Genomic DNA, 24,499 nt, shown 5'->3' on the forward strand with positions numbered 1-24,499 from the left:
TGCCTATGCCGAAAGGAGTATTTATAAATGGAATTACAGCAAGACGGCTTGCAAAGCCGGTGGTATGAGTCTACCCTGCGTGTTCGATACCAGGAAAGTGATCAGATGGGCGTAGTGTATCATGCGAATTATTTGAACTGGTTTGAGTCTGGCCGTACGGAGTTGTTACGTCAGCTTGGCTTTACTTATCGTGAGCTTGAGAATCAGGGAGTGCTGCTGCCTGTTACCTCAGCCGATTTGCAATTTAAAAGTCCGGCGCGATATGATGATCTTATCTCCGTGTATGCGCGAATGACTACCTTTTCGGCGTTAAGAGTCGCATTTGAGTATCAGGTGCGGAGGCTCTCGGAAGCAGAAGGTAGGAATTTAGAGGGTTCAGCGGCTACTTTGGGACAATTGCGGTCGATGGACCTCCCCGGGGAACTGCTGGTTACCGGCTCGACAAATCATGTTTGGGTGAATCGAGAATGGAAGCCTGCCAGGCTGGATAGAGCCCTTCCGGAGCTGTTTCACGCGATTAAAGGAGCGCTGCGGGAAGAAAGGGGTTCTGTATGATTAGAAGCAAATGGTTGTGGGCTGCATTATTTATCATTCCTGCCGTGGAATTATTCGGCTTTATCTTTGTAGCAGATCAACTTGGAGCATTCAAAACGCTGCTGCTTATGTTGACGACCTCGGTTATCGGACTATTGATGATGCGTTTCGAAGGGAATAAAGTGCTGCAAGACAGCAGAACACATATGCAGGAGGGACGCGTTCCTGGCCGGACGATGCTGGATGGCCTATGCATTTTTTTCGGTGGCTTACTGCTGATCTTACCTGGCTTCATAACGGATATTGTAGGTTTCTCCTTGGTGTTTCCGTTGACTCGGCCTTTGTATCGTATATTTTTGCTGAAGTGGATTGAGAAAAAGATGAAAAACGGCACCTTCACCTTTTACCGCCGCTAGTCATAATCAAAACAAAAACAGAGCGGGCCCCTGTCATTGATAGGAGCCCGCTCTGTTTTGCTATTCCAAGTATTGTAGGGTATTGTTTATTATCTTAGTCTTCCGCTGACAATATAGCTGTGTAATGCGTGAAATACACCTGCTCGGTTAAAGGCTACAAGAATAACTAGAATAACGGGACCGATGATCAGCCCAAGCATACCGAACAGCTGCAAACCTGCAAACATGCCGACCAGCATAGCAAGGGGATCAAGCCCAATGCTGCTGGCGAGCACTTTCGGCTCAAGCACTTGGCGGGTTACAAGGATAACGGCATATAGGATAGTAAGTCCGATCCCCAGTGCCAGATTGTCTGTCATGTAAGAGTATAACGCCCACGGAATCATTACGATTCCAACCCCTAAATAAGGCAACAGATCCACAAAACCAATCATTAAGCCAATAGCGAAAGCAGATTTTACACCCAAGAGCAGCAACCCGATCACGACAATGACCGCTGTAATGGAGATCAGGATTAGCTGAGCCCGGAGATAGCCGAAGAGAGCTTTTCGCAGATCCCGCCAGATACCCGATACCGGCTTTAAGAATGGGGCTGGCAGCCAGCCTGTGAGTTTGGCATTATGTCTTTCCCAGCTAGTACTAATAAAAAAGGCAGCGAGAACGACCACGATAAGAATTGTACCCATACTGGGTAGAGCGGAGATCAGCTTTAAGATCACATTAAAAAATCCGGTCACCACTTGCGTAACTGCGTAACCAACGGTTTCCGTTGTTCTGCTGATATTGCTGTCAATGGTGGCGTGATAGTCAGGATTGTCGCGGTAGAACTGATTTATCTGGTTAATGATATTCTGTATGCTTGCATTCTGGCTCAAGGACAGCAGAAGCTCTCTCCATTGGTCCGTATGAAGATTAAAGGTCTGCAGCAGCACGATCAATTCTTTCACTAGCCTTGTAATCATCGCGGTCAGTACTAGTGCGGTTCCGCCTATGTAAAATAGCAGCGAGAGCGACACCGCCAGCCACGCTGGGAGCTTAAGGCCTTTAAGAATCAACACTAGTGGATGCATGATATAAGCGAGCAACCAAGCGAGCAGGAGGGGGTATAACAGCGGAAGCAATAAATAGATTGCCAGCAGGAGGATAGAGGTAGCCAGAACGACCCACAGGCCGCGCAGCAGTCTTTTTAATGCTAATCGGTCCATACGAAGATCTACACCTCCTTCATTCCTGCGGATGCAGGGGAATAAAAGCTCGTCTTCATATATATTCATAGAACCTATTTAAAGACTAGGAAACGGGATAAATATTGGGCTGAACCGGATGCTATAAACTAAAATCTCAACTGTGAATCAAGGGTTTAGAAGTTTTTTTCTATCTCTGTGATAAAATCATTTGATGCGCTGCAAAGCTTCCACATTGTTCACATAACCGACAAAATCCAGTATGATGAATAAAGATTCGATTACGAAAGTCAGACAACATCCTCGCCGGATATGTCCTTGAACTGCACTCTTAGATTTTTCAATGCTTTAAATTGGAAATGTTTACATGAAAACGAGAATGCTTTTTATACCTTGTTGGCAAAGGAGAGATATGCTATGACAGCTACCAAAGGCTTGGAAGGTATCGTTGCAACAACTTCATCCATTAGCTCTATTGTGGATGGGGTACTCACTTACCGTGGTTATGATATTGATGATCTCGCAGAAAATGCTACCTTCGAAGAAACCGCTTATTTATTGTGGTTTGGCAGTCTACCAACAACACCAGAGCTGGAAGCGCTCAAACGGGATTTCAGTGCTTTCGCACGGATTCCTGAGCCAGTCATCGAGCAAATGAAGCTCTATCCAAAAGACACCAACACCATGGCAGCATTGCGGACTGCTGTATCAAGCCTTGCTCTCTATGATGAAGCGGCTGACGATATGAGTAGAGAAGCTAACGAGATTAAAGCAGTAAAACTACAGGCACAGCTCCCGACGGTTGTGGCGGCCCTATCGCGTATTCGCAAAGGTCTGGAACCTGTGGCTCCTAAAGAAGGCGTCTCGATTGCCGAGAACTTCCTGTATATGTTATGGGGAAAAGAGCCTGACAGTGTATCTGTTAAAGCGCTTGATACCGCACTTGTGCTTCATGCGGACCATGAGCTGAATGCTTCAACTTTTGCAGGCAGAGTTACGGTTGCAACCTTGTCCGATATTTATTCCGGCGTGACCTCCGCTATCGGCGCACTAAAGGGTCCACTTCACGGTGGGGCGAATGAAGCCGTTATGAAGATGCTTGAAGAGATCGGAAGTTTGGAAGCGGTTGAACCTTATATTCGTAAGAAGCTGGATAACCGCGAGAAGATCATGGGCTTCGGACATAGAGTATACAAAAATGGTGATCCACGTGCTAAACACCTGATGAAAATGTCACTTGAACTTGGCACAATGAAAAATGATACTACGCTGTATGATATGTCCGTAAATATCGAGGAATTGATTACCGGACAAAAGGGACTTAAACCGAATGTTGATTTCTATTCGGCATCAGTTTATACACAGCTGGGTATTGAACGTGAGCTGTTCACTCCTATCTTTGCAATTAGCCGGACTTCAGGCTGGACTGCACATATTCTGGAGCAATATACAGATAACCGTATTATCCGGCCACGTGCAGAATACACAGGTATGATTGAACAGAAATACGTTCCAGTAGACGAAAGATAGAAGGGCAGCCTTGCGGGCTGCTCCTAAAGTTTAGTAGAATGAACCCTAGAATATATGCAATAATGCATATTCATACGTAGAGAGTTTTGTTCGAGGCTTGTCCATGAGAAATTAAATCCCACAAAACTTTAGGAGGAATACACTCAAATGTTGAAACTAGAAAAATTCGATCTGCCAACAGAAGGCGAACAAATCACAATTAAAGATGGTAAACTGCAGGTTCCTAATCATCCAATCATTCCTTTTATCGAGGGTGACGGCACAGGCCGTGATATTTGGAAGGCTTCCAAACGCGTACTTGATGCAGCAGTAACTAAAGCTTATGGCGGCACAAAGCAAATCGCTTGGTACGAAGTTTTTGCTGGCGAAAAAGCCTTCAATACATATGGCGAATGGCTGCCAAGTGATACTTTGGAGGCAATCCGTGAATATTTTGTAGCTATTAAAGGTCCACTTACGACTCCAATCGGAGGCGGTATTCGTTCATTGAACGTAGCTTTGCGTCAAGAGTTGGATTTGTACGTATGTCTGCGTCCAGTTCGTTATTTCGAAGGGGTTCCTTCTCCTGTTAAACGTCCTGAGCTGGTGGATATGGTTATTTTCCGTGAGAATACGGAGGATATTTATGCAGGGATTGAATATCAAGAAGGTTCTGCTGAAGTGAAAAAAGTCATCGAATTCCTGCAAAAAGAGATGGGAGTTAACAAAATCCGTTTCCCTGAAACTTCTGGTATTGGTATCAAACCAGTATCCTCCGAAGGTTCAAAACGTTTGGTACGCGCTGCTATTGAATATGCGATCAAACACGGACGCAAGAGCGTAACGCTTGTGCACAAAGGAAACATCATGAAGTTCACTGAAGGTGCCTTCAAAAACTGGGGTTATGAAGTTGCTGAGCAAGAGTTCGGAGATAAGGTCTTCACTTGGAATCAATACGATGTGATTAAAGAACGTGAAGGTGAAGCTGCTGCCAATGCTGCTCAGAAGGATGCTGAAGCTGCGGGCAAAATTATCATCAAGGATGCCATTGCGGATATCGCATTGCAACAAGTTCTGACTCGTCCGACTGATTTTGATGTTATTGCTACCTTGAACCTGAACGGGGATTACCTGTCTGACGCGCTTGCTGCGCAAATCGGCGGTATCGGTATCGCTCCTGGAGCGAACATTAACTATATTTCTGGACATGCGATTTTTGAAGCCACTCATGGCACCGCACCTAAATATGCAGACAAAGATGTTGTGAACCCTGGTTCCGTGATTCTGTCCGGCGTAATGTTGCTGGAGCATCTGGGTTGGCAGGAAGCAGCAGATCTGATTTATAAAGGTATGGAAACAGCTATTAATAACAAAACCGTGACTTATGACTTTGCCCGCCTGATGGAAGGCGCAACTGAACTGAAATGCTCTGCATTTGCCGACGAGATTATTAATCACCTCTAAGATAGGCTGGCTCAACCAACTGAATATATTGAAGTTTAGCTAATACAAGCTATACCGACACCGTTCTAGGAGGAGAATCCTTGGCAATCAAACGTTATAAAATTACAGTTGTAGGTGCCGGTTTTACTGGGGCTACTACAGCTCTTATGCTTGCTCAAAAGGAGCTTGGTGACGTTGTGCTGCTTGATATCCCACAAATGGAGAACACAACCAAGGGGAAGGCACTAGATATGCTGGAAGCAGGTCCTGTACAGAAATTTGACAGTCAAATTACAGGAACCTCAAGCTATGAAGATGCTGCGGATTCAGATATTGTAATCATCACTGCAGGGATTGCCCGTAAACCTGGAATGAGTCGCGATGATCTCGTGAACACCAATGCAGGTATTGTGAAGTCGGTATGCGAGAACATAAAACGTGTAGCACCAGATTCCATCGTAATCATTCTGAGTAATCCAGTTGACGCTATGACCTATGCGGCATTTAATGCGCTGGGTTTTCCGAAGAGTCGCGTAATTGGACAATCCGGAGTGCTGGATACAGCCCGTTATAACACGTTTATTGCACAAGAGCTGAAGGTATCTGTTGAAGATGTACGTGGTTTCGTATTAGGCGGACACGGCGATGATATGGTACCGCTCGTAAGGTATTCCAGTGTCGGTGGCATTCCAATTGATACATTGATATCTGCGGAGCGTATTGATGAGATTGTGCAACGTACACGTGTGGGTGGCGGAGAGATTGTTAACCTCTTAGGGAATGGTAGTGCTTATTATGCACCAGCGGCTTCTTTAGTTCAGATGGCGGAAGCTATCTTGAAGGACAAAAAACGGATCATTCCGGTTATCGCTTTGCTCGAAGGAGAATATGGCTACGATAACCTGTTCATGGGTGTTCCGGCGTTACTTGGTGCCAATGGTATCGAGAAAATTTTTGAACTGGAGCTTACAGCTGAGGAAAAAGCGGCTTTAGATAAGTCTGCTGAATCCGTGCGTAGCGTAACAGCTGTGCTAACTGTATAGATTGTGACAGAGGTATGAAGAAACCCCCATTTTGTTCACTTAAAATGGGGGTTTCCTTTTCTTCTTAAGCAATAATGGGTATAATTAAATGTAACTATTATCACAGTTAAATCGGAGGAGATATGTTATGGATTGGAACGTTTTGTTTTTCTTACATATGATCGGAACCTTGGCACTTGGCTTCTACCTTGTGCTACCCTTCATCCTAGGACGTGCAGAGAAACTGTCGTCTGGGGCTAAAGAAGGAACGTTAAGTGCAGTAACCGGATTTAATCGTTTTGCGCAGTATGGATTGGTGATCCAACTCCTTACAGGCGGTTACATGATGACCAAAGGTGATTATTCAGTAGCGTGGATGATTATTGTTGTTGTGTTACTGCTAGCGATGTTTGCGCTTGGCGGTATTATGAGCAAGCCTTTGCGTCTTGCAGCAGCTGGAATTCGTGAGAACCGCGACGTTAGCGCAGAGACTGGCAAATTGCGCACACTTAGTGCACTACTTACGGTGTCATTGCTATTGATGGTATTCTTTATGGTGTTTAACGACATAGTTTAATTTACAGCGAATTATACCCGCCTCCGTAATGGAGAGCGGGTTTTTCGTATGTTCCGGTAATTTATCTTCATTCCGTTAATCCCTGATAGGATCCGTATAAGACTTCGGCCGGTAATTTAACGGAGAAACACCCGTCCATCGTTTGAATTGTCGGCTGAAGTGGCTCTGGGAAGCAAACCCGAGTTGTTCAGAAATCATCTGTATTTTTAAATCGGTATGAAGCAGCAAATGTTTTGACTTCTTTAATCTTAGATTAGTTATGTACTGCCTAGGAGATATCTTATATACCTTTGTAAACAACTTATGGCACTGCACCCGACTTAAGCAAAGCTGCTCAGTAATCAAATTAACCGTGAGCTCCGGCAAATGAATATTGGCTGCAATATATTTTTCGATCTGATGAGCAGTTTCCACCTCGTACAAAGAGTTTGCTTGTCGCGCTGCGTTGGAATTCTCCGAATTCGAGAGCTGTACATCAATGAGTTCAGTCAAAATCATCAGGATGATCGCTTGCAAACGAAGCCTTTCTTTTACAAGAATCATTTCTTCAATTTCCTCGGGAAATCCAGTGGAGGCCGTCGTGGCGAGAATATTGTTCTTAATAAATTCATCCAAATGTTCCAGTTGGTGATTTAATCCCGAATGCTGCATTTGCTGGTTATTCCATTTCTGTACAGCTTGAGACTGAAACCAATCACGAAACTTTAAATCGTCAATATCGAAATGAAAGGAGAGGTAGATATAGTTGCTCAGGCCAGAATTAACTACATAATGACGTAAGCCAGGTGGAATAATTAACCAATCTCCTTTACCAAAGGCAATGGAACTTCCTTCTACATATTGATGGGAGTTGCCGTCGTAGCAATACAATAGTTCGAAGATTTTGTGATGATGATCAGGGTATGCCCACCCAGGTTCTGCTACACGATAATGAACACCGATCAGCTGCAGTGTACTCATAATGTTCGGAAAGCTGACTTTGTAAGCGATAGGAGTTCTCCTCCTTAGGATCAATAGGGATGTTCTTAATTATATCAAGGATACCTATACATATGACCGTTTTGCAGTGCGAGCCGTTGATCATTCCATAGTTTTCTTTACAAAAGGTCAAAAAAAAGAATGAAATCATCATTTGAATCACTTTAGAGAACAGGGATAATGGAGGAACCTAGGGAAGTATTTCGAGAAACGGAAGGAAGTGTAATGAAGTGGGAAAGTTGTGTAGGAATATACTAATCTTATCTTCTTTACTAATGGCTTCATTGACTCTTACTCACGGTACAACAGAGGCAGCCTTTATAAAAGATGGGGCAGAGTGGCAACCTCCAACCCAAATTGCAAGCGTATACAAGTTCAATTTTACAAACCAAGTTAAAACAGGATATCAATCCGTTAGGTATGATCCTAATCGCGGTGCACAATTGTATGACTCATCTTTAGGTTATGGTTTTGTTCAAGAGACCAACGCTTTACCCGCCAGAGAAGTGCACACCGACTCAATTACATCCGATGGAACAGGTTTTTTCATCACAGAACCTATTTTTTTTGCTGAACCTAAATCTGAGAAAGATAATTATAACAACTACGGAATGGCGTTTCGAATGGATGCTCCCCCTGGAACCTACAACGTATATGTAAAAACGACTTCTGACGCAGAGGATGGGATCGTGTCAGTATCCGGAATGCAGACCAGCCGCTTGTTGAAAAGTGGACATTGGGACGCTGCAAAGCTTGTACCCGTCAAGCATACGGCTGTAGCCAAAGGGAAAGAGTGGACTTATACGTATGTAAACGGCCGTGACCATATAGATATTGAGATCGAACCGAACAAAGTGAACACAGCTGTGGGGATTGAGGAGATCATACTGGAACCGATTTTGCCTCAGCATAGAGCAGTTGGAGCTCTTCCGAATTTATTTATACTTGGAGATTCTACGGTCAAGTCCTACACCTTCGACGAAGCACCAATGAGTGGTTGGGGCCAGATTATTGGCAGTATGTTTAATCAACATAAATTGAGTGTAACTAACTATTCCATGGGGGGACGCTCGTTTAAAAATGCCTATACAGAAGGTCGACTGAACGACATTTTACTGAATGGCAGCATTGGGGATTATGTGTTTATTCAATTCGGACACAATGATGAGAGCGCAGATGAGTTCAGACGTTACGGCAGAGGTTCGACAGAAGCAATGTATGAAAATTACCTTAAAGCAGTCTATCTCCCTGCGATTCAAGCCCGGGGTATGATACCAGTACTGGTAACCCCAATGTCCAGAATTAAAGGGAATGCAAGTCCGGGATATATCTATGAAAATTCTTTTAAATCAAGAAAGTTTGTAGATATTCTTAAACGGGTCGCAGATGAATCTGGAGTTACACTTATTGACCTTAACTCGGAAAGTCTGAAATATTATAACGAGATCGGTGTAGAAGCAATAACATCCCTCTTCATGTCAATTGAAGCCGGAGAAACGCCAGGCAAAACAAATGACGGAAGTTACGCTAACGGGCATCCTTCAAAGAAAGTCGATGGGACTCATTTTAAAGAAGCGCTCTCCAAACAATTTTCGCGGATGATTGTTACGGAGCTTGTAGAGAAAGGTGCTACTGGCGATTCTACTGCTGCCTCCATTACTGCTTACCTTAAAGGGAACGTTAAGCATGCGGCACTAACAGGGAACTGGGGTAAGATTTTTCCGGAAATAACGAATGATACGACGACTGGGGAAGCTGCTTATTACCGTAATCAAATTGAGAAATTAATCCAGCTGGGAGTAATGGGCAAAGACCGTCAAGGAAATTTTAATCCGGATACGGTGATGACAGTTGCTGAATTCACACGCAGTATTTCTAAGTTAATGAAAGTGGAAAGATCAGATCTTGCCTATTATCCGAAAGGTAAGCTGTCACGTGAAACGATGGGTGCTATTCTCTATGACGTTTACCAAATAAAGTTTGCTAATAAACCTAAGTACATGACTGATTATAACGGCATAGCAGTAGTGCCAGGAGATCCTGGCTATGATTCGAATCTGGAGCCAGGAGCTAGAGGTGCGATGTACTATCCTCTTGTATCCTGGACGCAGCTTGTTGATACAGCGGACATTTCTCCTTATTTAATTTCAAAAGTGAAAAGTGCATATGAATTAGGACTCATTAGATCTGAAGTGGGGATTGCCAGAGGCGAAATGGTCAATGGGACAGAACTAGAACCTAAAGCTATAGTGACCCGGGAGAAAGCGGCCAAAGCTCTGTACTTTATGTGGGTGCTGGAACATGAAGTGAATGCAGAAAATCATGTTTCTTCTCTAAAATAGTCAGGGTGAACAATTCAAGGCACAGCAGCGATGCTGTGTCTATTTGTATGCAGTGAATTCCTCTCCACTTACAGCAGTGTATCTCTCACGGTTGTTTATTTCTACTTTCATTGTGGTAAGTAAGATTCGTAAAGCAATTTAAGAAAATGACAAACCCAGCGTATAAACGTGCATAGTTGTGCCATCCTAAGACGATCAGTTAACTATCAATTTGCTTAACGAGAGGAGATAGGGAAGATGTCAGGCAACAATAAACAAGCTACAAAAACCTTACCCCCACAGGAGCAGCATCATCAGCCAGGGATTGAGAGTGAAATGACGCCGCTGCCCAAATACGAGCCGGCAAATTATAAAGCAGCAGGTAAACTGCAAGACAAGGCGGCATTAATTACCGGTGGAGACAGCGGAATTGGGCGTGCAGTTGCTGTGCTTTTTGCTAAAGAAGGCGCTGATGTGGTCATTTCATATCTTAATGAACACTCAGATGCAGAGGAAACTAAACGTCAGGTCGAGCAGGAAGGCCGCAAATGTATCCTAATTCCAGGTGATATCGGTGACGAGAAATTCTGTAAGGATCTTATTAAACAGACGGTGGAGGGCTTAGGAAAGCTTGATATTCTCATCAATAACGCGGCAGAGCAACATCCGCAAGCTAAGATCGAGGATATTACTTCCGAGCAGCTTGAGCGTACTTTCCGTACGAATATATTTGCGATGTTCTATTTAACAAAAGCAGCTATGCCTCATTTAAAAGCAGGATCTACCATTATAAATACAACTTCAATTACCGCTTATCGCGGAAGCCCGCAGCTGCTGGACTATTCATCAACTAAAGGAGCTATTCTTAGCTTCACACGATCCTTGTCCACGAATCTGGCAGAGAAGGGCATACGGGTAAACGGTGTTGCACCAGGTCCAATCTGGACACCGCTGATTCCCTCTACCTTTGATGCAAAACAGGTTAGCGAGTTTGGAGGTACACAGCCTATGAAACGGCCTGGACAACCAGAAGAGCTGGCACCAGCCTATGTATATCTGGCCTCTGACGATTCCAGTTATGTGACTGGACAGGTTATTCATGTAAATGGTGGCGAGGTAGTAAACGGTTAGATCAGTACAGCTAATGTGAATAAATGGGTGTATTTCAATAAAAAAATATGTTACTATAAACCACGTTAGCATTTTAAAATTGTATATTTATGTCACTAGGGGTGCCGATTGGCTGAGACGGAATGGATTTCCGGACCCTTTGAACCTGATCTGGTTAAGACCAGCGTAGGGAAGTGGAGGACGAATTTCTGTTATCGGGCTATTTATAGTGCCGTCTATATACAGATTCTGACTGCCTTCCTTACGGGAGGCAGTTTTTTTGTTTTTTACTGACCTATAGGGAAGTGAGAGAGGAGATCGTGATATTGCAAGCTGAGATCCATCTAATATCAGACGGCAAGCTGCAACTGAGACATTTTGTTGAACTAGCTGTCACGGTGCAGATATGGGTCGATTATATTCACCTGAGAGATAAGCAATGTCCTGCACACGAACTACTCGCTGCGGCACAGGAGCTGTTGGCTGCCGGTATGCCCGCTACCAAACTGATAATCAACGACCGAATAGATGTAGCCTTGGCAGCTGGTGCCGCGGGGGTTCAGTTGGCCTGGCACAGTCTGAGTCCGGGTACAGCCCGGCGAATTGCACCTCAGCTTCGGCTGGGGAGATCGGTTCATTCTCCGGAAGAAGCGGCGAATGCCTCAGAGCAGGGAGCTGATTATTGCTTGTTTGGTCATGTATTTCCCTCGGATAGCAAGTTAGGGCTGCCCGCACGTGGGTTAGAGCTGCTTGCAGAAACGGTGAAGACCAGCTCTATTCCTGTAATTGCGATTGGCGGAATTAGCCCCGCTAATGCGGCGCAGATCATCAGGAAAGGTGCGGCAGGAGTTGCTGTGATGTCCGGTATTTGCGGAGCGGATGATCCTTATGAGGCCGCCAAAGCTATTCATAAGGCGGTTCATTCATAGCCTGGAGGTAACAGCACGGGCGAAGGGGGTGATTCAGAATGAAGCTGTTGATTAACGGGAAATCCGCAGAGTGTTCTGGTGGTATTCAAACTATAGCTGATTTGATCAGTCTTCCTGAGTGGTCAGGTCGTCTGATGATCATTGAGCTGAATGGAGAAATTGTCAGTAAGGAGAATTATGAAAGTACTGCTCTGAGCGAGGATGATCGTTTGGAACTGGTGCACTTTGTTGGTGGGGGTTGAGATGGAGCGGTATAGAATTTTGAGAAATTTATAAGAACCAAAGGGAGGTAATTTCATGCATGACCCGTTACATATTGGCGGTATCGAATTAACCAGTAGATTATTTATCGGAACCGGAAAATATAGCCGGAATACGTTGATCCCCGAAGTGATCGCAAGCTCTGGTTCTCAGGTGATTACTGTAGCGCTTCGCCGAGTGGACCCGCAAGGTGGAGCAGAAAATATCATGAACCACATTCCCGGCCACATGACTCTTCTGCCTAATACCTCAGGAGCGCGTACAGCGGAAGAGGCAGTCCGTATTGCAAGATTAGCAAGAGCTGCGGGACTGGGGAACTGGGTCAAGATCGAAGTGATCAATGATCAGAAATACCTGCTTCCAGATAATCTGGAGACCATACGAGCTACAGAGATTTTAGCAGCGGAGGGTTTTGTAGTATTGCCATATATGAGTCCGGACCTTTCGGCTGCTTTACGTCTGAGAGATGCCGGTGCTGCTGCTGTGATGCCGCTTGGTGCGCCGATCGGGACGAATCGCGGCCTGCGCACTAAGGAGCTTGTGCGTATTCTTATTGAAGAAGTGAATTTGCCGATTATTGTAGACGCCGGGATTGGCAAGCCCTCGGAAGCGGCGGAAGCAATGGAGATGGGGGCCGCTGCTGTTCTGCTTAATACGGCTATTGCAACGGCACGTAATCCGCTCGTCATGGCGGAAGCGTTCCGCGAGGCGATATCCGCTGGCCGCAAAGCTTATTTGGCAGGACTCGGTCCTGTAGAAGAAGTTGCTTTTGCTTCGTCACCGTTGACTGGATTTTTGAACTGAATTTGATAGGTCACGAAAGGAGGGAAGATTAGCATGAGCTTTTTTGACACACTGGCCCGCTTGGAGCAGTATCCTTATGAGCAGCTGTGGAAGGAGTTCCGGGAGGATGACGTTAGGCGGGCGCTTGGAAAAGACAAGCTGAACGAAAATGATTTGCTGGCATTGCTCTCTCCGGCAGCAACGCCGCTGCTAGAGGAGATGGCGTTGGCTGCACAGCGACTGACCCGTGCACATTTTGGTTATTCGATGCAGCTGTTCACACCGATGTATCTTGCGGATTTTTGTGTGAATCATTGTACCTACTGCAGCTTCAGCTCCATTTATGATTTTCCGCGTAAAAAGCTGTCCTTGGAGGAGGTTCGCAGGGAGGCTGAGAAGATTGCAGCTACAGGTCTGCGGCATATCCTCATTTTGACTGGTGAATCGCGCCGGGAGAATCCTGTCTCATATATTAAGGATTGTGTAGATGTACTTAGGGAATTTTTTTCCTCTGTCAGTATTGAGATAAATCCTCTATCAACTGCAGAATATAAAGAGCTTCTTCAAGCAGGGGTGGATGGATTAACACTATACCAAGAGGTGTACCACCAGGAGACTTACAGAAAGCTGCATGTTAAAGGGCCTAAAAGAAACTACCGGAATCGCCTGGATGCACCTGAACGCGGCTGTCAGGCAGGTTTTCGTTCTGTGAATATTGGTACGTTGCTCGGGATGTATGATTGGCGGCAAGAGGCATTCCAAAGTGCCATGCATGCCCGCTATTTGCAGGATCGGTATCCAGATTGCGAGATCAGTCTGTCACCTCCACGGTTTCGGCCTTATTTAGGGGAATTTAACCCGGAGTGTGATGTTACCGACCGATCGCTAGTGCAGATTATTTTGGCATACCGGTTATTTTTACCCCGTTCGGGCATTACTTTATCTACACGAGAGCCTGCCTCTCTACGCGATCATTTAATTCATCTAGGAATAACAAAGATGTCAGCCGGGGTCACTACTGAGGTGGGCGGTCACACTAATGCAGGGGGAACTCCGCAATTCGAAATATCCGATAGCCGTAGTGTGCAGGAGATTACGGAAATGCTATATACGAAGGGTTTGCAGCCCATTTTTAAAGACTGGGATATCCTGACCGAATCAACAACGTAACGCTTGTATTATCAATTATTAATCACTAAATGGACCCCTGCGAGATTCATGCGGAGGTCCATTTTTTATTGTATAGAGGGTGTTTAGTTTCCGGCAGAGAGCTCATCGAGAGACATTTCGAAACTCGGTGCCATATGAGTCAGAAAATAATCCACTTCCTGCAGGTCAAGCCCACGAAGTTTTGCTGCTGTCTGCTCCTTCGCGGCGGCAAATTCTCGGTTTCCTGCAGCAACTTCCCATACGCATTTCAAATAAGCATCCAGCCGATCAGCGGCTTTCACATAGCTGTGCAGCAGAATGTCCTCCGAATCGGGAGGGCTGTCTTCCGGTCGTATAAGCTGAGTGTAGATGCTTTTCAGCTCTGATGGAATCATTCCAGTTAAGCGATCAGCCGCAACTTTCTCCATTTCCCGGAAGCTGGTGAGCAAGCGAGGATTGTTGTATTTTACCGGCGTGGCGATGTCACCTGTGAACACTTCGCTGGCATCATGGAACAGAGCTATGGTTGCTGCTCGTTCCGCGTTTAGTGAACGTCCAAAATGAACATTACCGATGGAACAGAGCATATGTGTGAGCAATGCAACATGAAAAGAATGCTCAGCGACGTTCTCCGGTGCGGTGCTGCGCATCAAGCTCCAGCGCTGAATATACTGAAGACGATATAGATAGGCAGAAAAATGGTAGCTCAATTTTAAAGTAACCCCTTTCATGCGGTGCTAGGTATGATATTATTATACTAATTGTATCAAACTTTAGATAACCTGGAACTGCCGAGAGGAGCTTGAATGAAGATGCAGCATTTTGAAGACAGTATTTATAACCTTATCGTAGAAACTTCCACGAATTTGCCGGGAGATGTACGCCGGGCAGTTGCAAAAGGTCGCGCGCTGGAAGACAGGGCTACCCGGTCCGGTCTTGCTTTAACCACGATTGCGCAAAATATCGGAATGGCTGAGCAGCAAGTGTCTCCGATCTGTCAGGATACGGGAATGCCTACATTTATCATTCACACCCCTGTGGGAATCAATCAGATTGAGATGAAAAAAGATATTCATAATGCCATTGTACGAGCGACCAAGAATGGTAAACTTCGTCCCAATTCTGTAGATTCATTAACAGGTGAGAATAGCGGAGATAACTTGGGTGCAGGCACACCAGTCATTCATTTCGAACAATGGGAAGAGGATAAAATAGACGTTAGACTTATTCTGAAGGGTGGAGGCTGCGAGAATAAAAATATTCAATACAGTCTCCCGGCAGAATTAGAAGGACTCGGCAAAGCGGGTCGGGATCTTGACGGAATCCGTAAATGTATTTTACACGCGGTATATCAGGCGCAGGGACAAGGATGTAGTGCCGGTTTTATTGGCGTGGGTATCGGCGGTGACCGTACGACTGGCTACGAGCTGGCTAAGAAGCAGCTGTTCCGCAAAGTGGAGGATGTTAATCCAATAGAAGACCTTAGTAAGCTGGAAGACTATATTATGGAGAATGCTAACAAGCTTGGAATTGGCACGATGGGCTTTGGTGGTGAAGTATCGCTGCTGGGCTGTAAGGTTGGCGTAATGAATCGTCTGCCAGCTAGCTTTTTCGTATCCGTTGCTTATAACTGTTGGGCCTTCCGCCGCCAAGGGGTGCTGGTTGATCCATCCACAGGCAATATAGAGGATTGGTTGTATGAGAGTGGTACAGGGATATCTGTAGATGATGAAGGGGCACATGAATCTGAAGCAGTAGTTGCTGAGGGAGCTAACAGCCCGGCCTCTGAGTCGCGGGAAGTACGTCTTACAACGCCGATAAGTGAAGAGGATATCCGTAGTCTGCGTGTTGGAGACGTGGTTATTTTATCCGGTGAAATGCATACAGGCCGTGATGCTTTGCACAAATATTTAATGGATCATGAGTCTCCGGTAGATCTGGAAGGGGCTGTGATTTATCATTGTGGTCCTGTGATGATGAAAGATGAGGAAGGCTGGCATGTAAAAGCTGCGGGCCCAACTACGAGCATTCGTGAAGAGCCTTATCAAGGCGATATCATCAAAAAATTTGGAATCCGTGCAGTCATCGGAAAAGGTGGTATGGGTCCAAAAACGTTAAAAGCGTTGCAGGAGCACGGCGGGGTATACCTCAATGCGATTGGTGGAGCCGCCCAGTATTATGCTGAGTGTATTAAGAAGGTCAACGCTGTTGATTTTATGGAATTTGGTATTCCTGAGGCGATGTGGCATCTCGATGTGGAGGGTTTTGCAGCGATTGTGACGATGGATGCTCACGGCAACAGTCTGCATGCGGATGTGGAAAAAGATTCTGCAGCTAAATTGACTCAATTCAAGGAGCCAGTGTTTAAATAAATGGGGTTACAACCGGTGGATAAGTCATGAGGAGGGCAGATTCTCTGAATGGCTTTTCCATGGGTTTTAATCAAATTATAAGGATTTATATGTCCAGACTATAAATGATCCTTAAGGAACGCCGAAGGCGTTTTTGCCTGTCTAAAGGAGGACAACGAATGGCACCACATTATATTAGAAATGGGTTTCTTAACGTTACGCCGTATTTTATTGCGGAAGATGCAGACCAATTGATAGATTTTGTTGTGCACTGCTTTGATGCCAAAATTATTGATATGCTGCGAAATGATGAGGGAAGGATTAGGCATGCCGAGGTCAGAATCGGTGATTCCATCATTGAGATTTCCGAAGCGAATGAAAAGTATTCACCGGTACAGCTTGCCATTCATCTTTATGTAAGAAATGTTGATGAGACCTACCGCAAGTGCCTGGATGCCGGGGCTTCTATTATTGAAGAACCACTGGATAAATCCTATGGAGAAAGAGGAGCAGGGGTTAGAGACCGTCAGGGTAATCAGTGGTTTCTTGCCACCCGTACAGAATAAACTCATGTGTTTTTACAAAAGTAATACAAAGTAACAGTCCAGAGTTAATCAACTCGGGCTGTTATTTTTATATAATCTACTCTGGGGGGCTTATGTCACGGTCATAGTCGTACTGGTATTTTGAAGAAAATGAAGTTAGGATAAAAGATACAATGATAAAGGGAGAGGCAAATTTCAGATGAAACCGTTTCGTGCTCGTCTTACGTTTATACTTATGGCCTTAATCGGTATTTCCATGATTGGTACTGGATTTACGATGGCTCATCTGTTTAAGAGCTCCCATATAACTGCTCTGGAAGAGAATATGTCCCGGGAAATAAGCTTGCTCTCAGGCACACTGGAATTTGTTGATATGAATTCTTCGAATGCGATCCCGTATTACACTGAACAGGCGGAGCATATTTCTAAACTTTTAGATTCTCGGATAACGTTTATTACAAAGTCGGGTAAAGTAATTGGCGATTCTGAGAAAAACCCCTTGGAAATGGACAACCACTCCAATCGTGAAGAAGAGATAGGGGCTGCGAAAGAGGGAACTGGACGGGCAATCCGTTACAGCGAAACTCTAAAGCATGAGATGTTATATGTGGCTGGAAAGGTAACTTCTGATCAGGGATTTGACGGCTATATTCGGGTCTCAATGGGACTTGATGCTGTAACGCAAGGTCTTAAGCATGCTTGGATGATCATGGCTGCAGGTCTAATTATCTTGTTCTTGTCAGCAACTATTGTGAGCTATAAAGTAGCTTCAAGCATGACTTCCCCGCTGGAGCAAATCACAAGAGTTGCCCGGCGGATTACCGATCTGGATTATGATGCCAGAGTTCATTTGAAGCGTAAAGATGAAGTTGGACAGCTGGCTACAGCGATTAATGCGATGGCAGACAGTCTTCAAGACCAGCTTAAGACGATTCGTGATAATGAGGATCTGCTGCAAAGCGTGCTGGATAATATGACTGGCGGCATCATAATGATCAATGCGGAAGAAGAGATTGCGCTGCTTAATCGGGCTTCAGAGCGAATGCTTGATGTCAGTAACGGTGAAATGGCGGGTCATTCGTACAAAGAGTTAAAACGGCATTATGAGCTAACCCGTCTGCTTGAAGAAGGGGTGTTAAGCCGGGAGCCGATTCATGAAGAACGAAGTATTTATAACCCAAGAGAGCGAATTGTACGGATGGACGCGGTTCCGATGATCCAGGATGGTACGTACAGAGGTATGCTTTTCCTATTGCAAGAGGTTACGGAAATTCGCCGTTTGGAGCGGATGCGTAGTGAATTTGTAGCTAATGTATCGCATGAACTCAAGACTCCGGTTGCAGCGGTCAAAGGGTTTGCCGAGACCTTACTGGGTGGCGGAGTTAAAGATGAGAAGACGGCGAGATCCTTCCTGCAAATTATTTATGATGAGAACGAGCGTTTAAATCGCTTGATTGGAGATATTCTGGAATTATCTAAAATCGAATCAAAACGGGTGCAGCTCGATTGCTCACCGGTTCATATCATTGAATTCTTTGATTCCGTGCTGGGAACCATCAGTAAAGTCGCTGAGAAGAAAAACATTAGTCTTAATGTAGAGGTTCCTGAGGAGCTATTCATTGAGGCGGATGAGGATAAGCTGCGTCAAATCTTTATGAATCTGTTCTCTAATGCGATTAATTACACACATGAAGGCGGAAACGTAAAGGTCTACGTTAAGAGTCTACTGAAACCAGACGGCTCCGAAAATGTTCAATTTACTGTTAGCGATACAGGTATGGGGATTCCTAAAAAAGATCTTCCGCGTATTTTTGAACGTTTTTACCGGGTGGATAAGGCAAGATCCAGAAGCTCCGGTGGAACCGGATTGGGGCTGTCTATTGTAAAGCATTTGGTAGATATGCACCATGGAGTGATTTCAGTTGAAAGTGATTTGGGAATCGGAAGTTCCTTTGTGATTGAATTGCCTTTACTGCAGGAAGAAAAGACCGATTAGATTTTTGTAAATTCACTTTTTCAATTTTACACTAAGTTAACATTACGGTGATATGATGGTTTTGTTGCTGTTTTGTAAAAATCAAACTATATGGAAGACGGGGGAACCTATGGCTCAACGATTGCTTGTCATTGAAGACGAACCGACACTAGCCCGGCTGCTGTCCTATAACTTAACGCAGGAAGGTTACGAGGTGACGGTAGAGGATCATGGAACGGCAGGATATGATCGTGCGACGAGGGAACCTTTTGACTTGATCGTATTGGATCTGATGCTGCCAGGAATGAATGGCATTGACATCCTTGATAAATTGCGTGGACAAGGTATCCGCACACCTATTATCGTATTGACTGCTAAAAATGCTGAAGAAGATGTGGTTAGAGGGCTGAAATCCGGTGCTGATGATTATATAACCAAACCTTTTGGGGTATCCGAATTGCTTGCAAGAGTGAGCGCTGTATTGCGGCGGATTTCCGGTCTTGCTGAGGAGGCTCCACAAGAGACACCTATATCTGCTTCTACGATCATTCTGGGACAACTAGAAATCTATCCTGAGCGGTATGAAGTTTCCTTAGGTGGACATAGCATTAACCTGCGACCGAAAGAGTTCGAGGTATTGTTATATTTGGCTCGTAAACCAGGGGTAGTGCTGACAAGAGATGATCTTATGAACGCTGTATGGGGCTTTGATTATATTGGTGGACAGCGCACCGTTGATGTGCACGTAAGTTCACTTCGTAAAAAGCTTGAGCTAGATCCAGAATCCGTCCATATCGATTCCATTCGAGGTGTAGGTTATAAATTAGTTGTTAACAAAAAGAGAGCTCCGGTCATTTAGCATGACTGGAGTTTTCTTCTTTATCCCGTTCATAAACAAGATTCAGGTGAGATTACACGCCGAATTGTAGGGAATACTATCACGTGGACTAATTCATCTTCACCAATTTTACATTGCGTTAACATTTCTCTCCAACTGTATTTACATTAAAAGCTTATTATGGAGAACGAAGATGATGAGAAGGAGACGTAAATACTAATGAAATCCATCATTGACATAGAGAAACTTGATCTCTACTATGAGTCATTTCACGCACTGAAGAATGTGAATCTGCAAATTCCGGAGAAACAGGTTACTGCTTTTATTGGACCTTCCGGTTGCGGAAAATCCACTCTGTTGCGCACGCTGAATCGTATGAATGATATGATTCCTGGTACACGTATTGAAGGAACTGTAAACATCGGCGGCAAAAATATTTATAGTGACGAGGTAGAGGTAGAAAGCCTGCGTAAGCAGGTGGGCATGGTATTCCAACAGCCCAATCCTTTTCCGAAGTCGATTTACGACAATGTAGCTTATGGTCCTCGCCTGCACGGCATTCGTTCAAAGAGCGAACTGGATGAGATTGTAGAGCAAAGTCTGCGTCATTCCGCGCTGTGGGAGGAAGTTAAAGATTTTCTGAAAAAATCTGCCCTTAGCTTGTCCGGCGGACAGCAGCAACGGCTGTGTATCGCCCGAGCTTTGGCAGTACAGCCGGATATTCTGCTCATGGATGAGGCAACGTCTGCACTTGATCCTGTGTCTACGCTCAAGATAGAGGAGCTTGTACAGGAATTAAGAAGTAAGTATACAATCGTTATGGTTACTCATAACATGCATCAGGCGGCACGTGTATCTGGTCGAACCGTGTTTTTCTTGAATGGTGTAATTGTAGAGGCGGCGGATACAGAGGTGTTGTTCTCTACTCCTAAGGATTCCCGCACCGAAGATTATATTTCTGGACGTTTCGGCTGATACGGGCTACAAGGGCGCTCGTCCTTGGAAATGGCAAGCTGACCATACATTAATGAGGAGGATCGCTCTTACTATGATTCGCAGAAAAGAATTTGATAAAGATTTGGAAGAGCTGCGCAGTCTGCTGCAGCAGATGGGTGAACATGTAATAGATGCTCTTGGTGGAGCAATTGTTGCTTTACAGAATCTTGATACTGTGCGCGCTCAGGAAATCATTAAAGCAGATTTGCAGCTGAATGCCATGGAAGATAAAATCATGGAAATTGGCTCACGGCTAATTATTACACAGCAGCCTGTAGCAAAAGATTTGCGCCGCATTATCGTTGCTTTCAAAATATCTAGCGATTTGGAACGTATGGGTGACTTGGCTATTGATGTTGCGAAAGCAACTATGCGCATCCATGGACAGCAGCTGATCAAGCCGCTTGTAGACATTCCACGTATGGCGGAAATTGTGACGACCATGATTGATGAGGCTATCCAGTCTTATCTGGATGAGAACACGGATCTGGCTTATAGAATGGCACAAGATGATGATCAGGTCGATCAATTATATGGTTCGATGATCAATGAGCTATATAGTTATATGGTGGCAAAACCGGATTCTGTATCCCAAGCTATGTTATTAACGCTGGTAGGCCGTTATATTGAACGGATTGCCGATCATGCGACTAACATTGGTGAGAGTGTTGTTTATCTGGTCACAGGCAGCCGTCCGGACTTGAATCAGTAATTTGCACTTACACAGCTTTTGTTATATCTTTAGTTAAACTAAGTAGCCGCCCTTTTAAAAGGGCGGCTACTTGTTGTATATCCTTAACATATCAGCTTATCCCACTGTTTAGGTTGGTAAAGCCGTTTCTACTTGTACAGGGCATATGGTAAGATGTAAGGAGTAAGCATGAAAAAGGCGAGGTGCACTATGGACAAGTTGATACTTATAGATGGAAACAATATTATTTACCGTGCTTTTTTTGCGATGCCCCCGCTGACGAATACAGCAGGGCAACAGACAAATGCGGTGTACGGATTTACAACGATGCTGCTTCGTTTAATCGAAGAACATAAACCGACACATATGATTGTCGCTTTCGATGCAGGGAAAGTTACTTTTCGGCATGAAGGTTATCAAGATTATAAGGGCGGCCGGCAAAAAACACCGCCGGAACTCTCCGAGCAGTTCCCTTTGTTGAAGGAATTGCTGACTAATTTAGGTGTACCGCAGTTTGAAATTGGCAATTATGAGGCTGATGATATTATTGGCACCATTTCACGCCAGGCGGATGAAGCGGGACGGCAGGTTATGATCGTGTCGGGAGACAAGGATATGTTGCAGCTGGCCTCTGAACATACGACCGTTGCTTTAATCCGCAAAGGGGTCACCGAAGTTGAGCTTTATGGGCCGGAACAAATCCGGGAGAAATATGACCTAACCCCTGAGCAGATCATTGATCTTAAAGGGCTGATGGGCGATGCAAGTGATAACATCCCGGGAGTACCCGGCGTAGGTGAGAAGACAGCTTTGAAGCTGCTGCATCAATTTGGATCAGTGGAAGGTGTCTTAGCTGGAACCGGTGAGCTAAAGGGTAAAATGAAAGAGAAACTGGAAACCCATGCGGAAGATGCGGTGATGAGTAAAAAATTAGCGACCATCTATCGTGAAGTACCGCTTGAGCATTCGTGGGAAGACATGGTCTTCAATGGAATTTCAGCGGATACAGCCGGACCAGCGCTTGCCAAGCTGGAATTTAAATCATTGTTGGAACGTTTGTCGCTTAGTGCTTATGCTCCTGTTGCCGAGGGTGAGGAGAGTGCAGCTGAAGTAGAAGCTGCGGCACTTGATATTACGATCGTAAGTGAAGAAGAACTTAAGGAGCTCAGTGAAGCCCTGGCTGATATTTCGGCGTTGCATGTGGAATCGTATGGAGATAATCCGCATCGTGCCGAGGTAATCGGAATAGGATTGTCCTCTCTGGAGCGGCATTACTATGTGCCGTTTGAATTACTGCATAAACCGGCCGCTGCGAAGCTGCGTGATTGGCTAGGAGATGAAAAGGCTCCGAAAAGTGGATATGATCTTCACCGCGCTGATTTGGCTCTACACTGGCAGGGAATTGCTTTTGCAGGTGCAGCCCATGATGTGCAGCTGGCGGCTTATTTGCTTGATCCTACGGAGGCTAATCAGAATCTAAATGATCTCACTGCTAAATACGGCTTGCCGCGGCTCTCTCCTGATGAAGAGGTATTTGGTAAAGGTGCCAAATACAAAATCCCTGAGCTTGAAGTTTTAGGAAATCACGTTGCACGAAAGAGTGCAACGGTTCTTGGAATCGCACAGAAGCAACAGCAGGAGCTGGTGGAGACCGCAATGACAGGGCTATTCGAGGATCTGGAAATGCCTTTGTCACGGATTTTGGCGGATATGGAGAAACAGGGGATTGCAGTCAATGCTGGTGATCTTAAAGAGCTTGGAAAAGAATTCGAGGCGCAAATTTCCAAATTGGTCAGTGAAATATACGAGATTTGTGGCACTGAGTTTAATTTGAACTCACCAAAGCAGCTGGGTGAAATCTTGTTTGTAAAGCTAGGTCTGCCTGTCGTCAAGAAGACGAAGACGGGTTATTCCACGGATGCCGAAGTGCTTGAGAAACTGGCGCCATACCACGATGTGGTGCGTTTGATTCTGCAATATCGCACAATTGCAAAGCTGCAATCTACCTACGTAGAGGGGCTGCTTAAAGAAATTTCCCCGAACACAGGGAAGGTGCATACATTCTATCGGCAGACAATTGCCGCTACAGGACGGCTTAGCAGCCAATTCCCGAACTTGCAAAATATCCCGATTCGTCTAGAGGAAGGACGCAAAATCCGCAAGGTATTCGTTCCGTCCGAACCGGGCTGGTCCATCTTAGCAGCCGACTATTCGCAGATCGAACTGCGTGTGCTGGCACATATTTCCGGCGATGAGCGGATGAAGGAAGCCTTTCTGCATGATATGGATATTCACACGAAGACAGCGATGGATGTGTTCGGTGTGACCGCAGAACAGGTGGACAGTAATATGCGCCGTGCCGCAAAAGCCGTTAACTTTGGGATCGTCTACGGGATCAGTGATTACGGTCTCTCGCAGAATCTGAATATTCCGCGTAAGGAAGCCGCGCAATTTATTGAACAGTATTTTGAGGTTTATCAGGGTGTGCGCCGCTATATGGACGATATTGTAGTGGAGGCACGAAAGTATGGTTATGTGACCACATTGCTCGAACGTCGCCGTTATCTGCCGGAGATTAATGCGAAGAACTTTAATCTGCGCTCTTTTGCGGAGCGGACAGCAATGAATACACCTATACAGGGAACAGCAGCGGATATAATCAAGCTGGCGATGGTGCATATGGACAAGGCATTATTTGATCGTGGGCTTAAGAGCCGTATGCTGCTTCAAGTACACGATGAGCTTGTATTCGAGGTGCCAGAGGATGAAATGGAGCTTATGAAGACGCTTTTGCCGGAAGTAATGGGTGGAGCTCTGAAGTTATCTGTGCCGCTTAAGGCAGAGGTCAGCTTTGGAAGTAACTGGTACGAGGCGAAATAGACTCCCT

At 45.2% G+C, this 24,499-nt stretch carries 22 protein-coding genes and 1 riboswitch; of the genes, 19 read left to right on the top strand and 3 right to left on the bottom strand.

The window, feature by feature from the left end; all coding sequences use genetic code 11:
- The first annotated feature begins 27 nt into the window (after positions 1-27).
- Both NST25_RS09430 and NST25_RS09435 read left to right on the top strand, forming a co-directional pair.
- Positions 28-555 (top strand): thioesterase family protein, encoded by a 528-nt coding sequence (locus NST25_RS09430; protein ID WP_340393849.1) that lies wholly within the window; start codon positions 28-30, stop codon positions 553-555.
- On the top strand, positions 552-950 hold the full coding sequence (locus tag NST25_RS09435; RefSeq protein ID WP_076124906.1) for an FxsA family protein: 399 nt from the start codon (positions 552-554) through the stop codon (positions 948-950). Before NST25_RS09430 ends, NST25_RS09435 begins: the two co-directional genes overlap by 4 nt.
- 89 nt (positions 951-1,039) lie before the next feature.
- Here NST25_RS09435 and ytvI read toward each other — a convergent pair whose 3' ends face one another.
- Positions 1,040-2,155, bottom strand: a complete 1,116-nt coding sequence (gene ytvI / locus NST25_RS09440; protein WP_076124908.1) for a sporulation integral membrane protein YtvI — start codon at positions 2,153-2,155, stop codon at positions 1,040-1,042.
- Between the two features lie 396 nt (positions 2,156-2,551).
- Between ytvI and citZ the strand changes: the two genes are divergently transcribed.
- The 4 genes from citZ to NST25_RS09460 all read left to right on the top strand — a co-directional run bounded on the left by citZ (position 2,552) and on the right by NST25_RS09460 (position 6,685).
- Positions 2,552-3,664, top strand: a complete 1,113-nt coding sequence (gene citZ, locus NST25_RS09445) for a citrate synthase (protein WP_036678915.1) — start codon at positions 2,552-2,554, stop codon at positions 3,662-3,664.
- Between the two features lie 147 nt (positions 3,665-3,811).
- Entirely contained in the window at positions 3,812-5,107 is a 1,296-nt protein-coding gene (gene icd, locus NST25_RS09450; protein WP_340393851.1) for an NADP-dependent isocitrate dehydrogenase, read from the top strand.
- An 80-nt stretch (positions 5,108-5,187) separates the two neighbouring features.
- A complete protein-coding gene (gene mdh / locus NST25_RS09455; RefSeq protein ID WP_076100099.1) occupies positions 5,188-6,129 on the top strand; it encodes a malate dehydrogenase in 942 nt (313 codons plus the stop codon).
- 127 nt (positions 6,130-6,256) lie between these two features.
- Positions 6,257-6,685, top strand: a complete 429-nt coding sequence (locus NST25_RS09460; RefSeq protein ID WP_036678923.1) for a hypothetical protein — start codon at positions 6,257-6,259, stop codon at positions 6,683-6,685.
- 75 nt (positions 6,686-6,760) lie between these two features.
- Here the strand turns inward: NST25_RS09460 and NST25_RS09465 are convergent, their stop codons facing one another.
- Positions 6,761-7,645: an AraC family transcriptional regulator gene (locus NST25_RS09465; RefSeq protein WP_339190333.1), complete on the bottom strand. Its 885-nt coding sequence runs from the start codon at positions 7,643-7,645 to the stop codon at positions 6,761-6,763.
- Between the two features lie 248 nt (positions 7,646-7,893).
- Between NST25_RS09465 and NST25_RS09470 the strand changes: the two genes are divergently transcribed.
- The 6 genes from NST25_RS09470 to thiH all read left to right on the top strand — a co-directional run bounded on the left by NST25_RS09470 (position 7,894) and on the right by thiH (position 14,237).
- Complete coding sequence (locus NST25_RS09470) at positions 7,894-10,005, top strand: GDSL-type esterase/lipase family protein (RefSeq protein ID WP_340393853.1); 2,112 nt, start codon at positions 7,894-7,896, stop codon at positions 10,003-10,005.
- Between the two features lie 237 nt (positions 10,006-10,242).
- Complete coding sequence (locus tag NST25_RS09475; protein WP_038569678.1) at positions 10,243-11,115, top strand: SDR family oxidoreductase; 873 nt, start codon at positions 10,243-10,245, stop codon at positions 11,113-11,115.
- 87 nt (positions 11,116-11,202) lie between these two features.
- Positions 11,203-11,304, top strand: a riboswitch (TPP riboswitch).
- Positions 11,305-11,420: 116 nt separating this feature from the next.
- A complete protein-coding gene (locus NST25_RS09480; RefSeq protein WP_339190337.1) occupies positions 11,421-12,023 on the top strand; it encodes a thiamine phosphate synthase in 603 nt (200 codons plus the stop codon).
- 38 nt (positions 12,024-12,061) lie between these two features.
- The gene (gene thiS / locus NST25_RS09485) at positions 12,062-12,265 is read left to right on the top strand and encodes a sulfur carrier protein ThiS (protein WP_038569682.1); all 204 of its coding nucleotides are present in this window, start codon (positions 12,062-12,064) and stop codon (positions 12,263-12,265) included.
- Positions 12,266-12,320: 55 nt separating this feature from the next.
- The gene (locus tag NST25_RS09490; RefSeq protein ID WP_038569684.1) at positions 12,321-13,088 is read left to right on the top strand and encodes a thiazole synthase; all 768 of its coding nucleotides are present in this window, start codon (positions 12,321-12,323) and stop codon (positions 13,086-13,088) included.
- Positions 13,089-13,121: 33 nt separating this feature from the next.
- A complete protein-coding gene (thiH, locus tag NST25_RS09495; RefSeq protein ID WP_339190338.1) occupies positions 13,122-14,237 on the top strand; it encodes a 2-iminoacetate synthase ThiH in 1,116 nt (371 codons plus the stop codon).
- Between the two features lie 83 nt (positions 14,238-14,320).
- Here the strand turns inward: thiH and yfbR are convergent, their stop codons facing one another.
- Positions 14,321-14,926, bottom strand: a complete 606-nt coding sequence (gene yfbR / locus NST25_RS09500) for a 5'-deoxynucleotidase (protein WP_143762727.1) — start codon at positions 14,924-14,926, stop codon at positions 14,321-14,323.
- A 102-nt stretch (positions 14,927-15,028) separates the two neighbouring features.
- Here yfbR and NST25_RS09505 point away from each other — a divergent pair, with 102 nt between their 5' ends.
- The 7 genes from NST25_RS09505 (at position 15,029) to polA (ending at position 24,492) form a co-directional block, all read left to right on the top strand.
- Positions 15,029-16,588 carry a fumarate hydratase gene (locus tag NST25_RS09505; RefSeq protein ID WP_076191426.1) on the top strand — a complete coding sequence of 520 codons (1,560 nt, stop codon included), beginning with the start codon at positions 15,029-15,031 and terminating at the stop codon, positions 16,586-16,588.
- Between the two features lie 158 nt (positions 16,589-16,746).
- Positions 16,747-17,133 carry a VOC family protein gene (locus NST25_RS09510; RefSeq protein WP_076124919.1) on the top strand — a complete coding sequence of 129 codons (387 nt, stop codon included), beginning with the start codon at positions 16,747-16,749 and terminating at the stop codon, positions 17,131-17,133.
- 178 nt (positions 17,134-17,311) lie between these two features.
- Entirely contained in the window at positions 17,312-19,108 is a 1,797-nt protein-coding gene (locus tag NST25_RS09515; protein WP_076124920.1) for an ATP-binding protein, read from the top strand.
- A gap of 109 nt (positions 19,109-19,217) precedes the next feature.
- Positions 19,218-19,946 carry a response regulator transcription factor gene (locus NST25_RS09520; RefSeq protein ID WP_036678951.1) on the top strand — a complete coding sequence of 243 codons (729 nt, stop codon included), beginning with the start codon at positions 19,218-19,220 and terminating at the stop codon, positions 19,944-19,946.
- A gap of 198 nt (positions 19,947-20,144) precedes the next feature.
- Positions 20,145-20,900: a phosphate ABC transporter ATP-binding protein PstB gene (gene pstB / locus NST25_RS09525; RefSeq protein WP_036678954.1), complete on the top strand. Its 756-nt coding sequence runs from the start codon at positions 20,145-20,147 to the stop codon at positions 20,898-20,900.
- Between the two features lie 73 nt (positions 20,901-20,973).
- Positions 20,974-21,633, top strand: coding sequence for a phosphate signaling complex protein PhoU (gene phoU / locus NST25_RS09530; RefSeq protein ID WP_036678957.1), 660 nt, complete (start codon positions 20,974-20,976; stop codon positions 21,631-21,633).
- A 189-nt stretch (positions 21,634-21,822) separates the two neighbouring features.
- Positions 21,823-24,492, top strand: a complete 2,670-nt coding sequence (polA, locus tag NST25_RS09535; RefSeq protein ID WP_076191179.1) for a DNA polymerase I — start codon at positions 21,823-21,825, stop codon at positions 24,490-24,492.
- Positions 24,493-24,499 lie beyond the last annotated feature (7 nt).

The sequence above is a fragment of the Paenibacillus sp. FSL E2-0190 genome (assembly GCF_037992965.1).
In the GTDB taxonomy this organism is placed as follows: Bacteria; Bacillota; Bacilli; order Paenibacillales; family Paenibacillaceae; genus Paenibacillus_AQ; species Paenibacillus_AQ odorifer.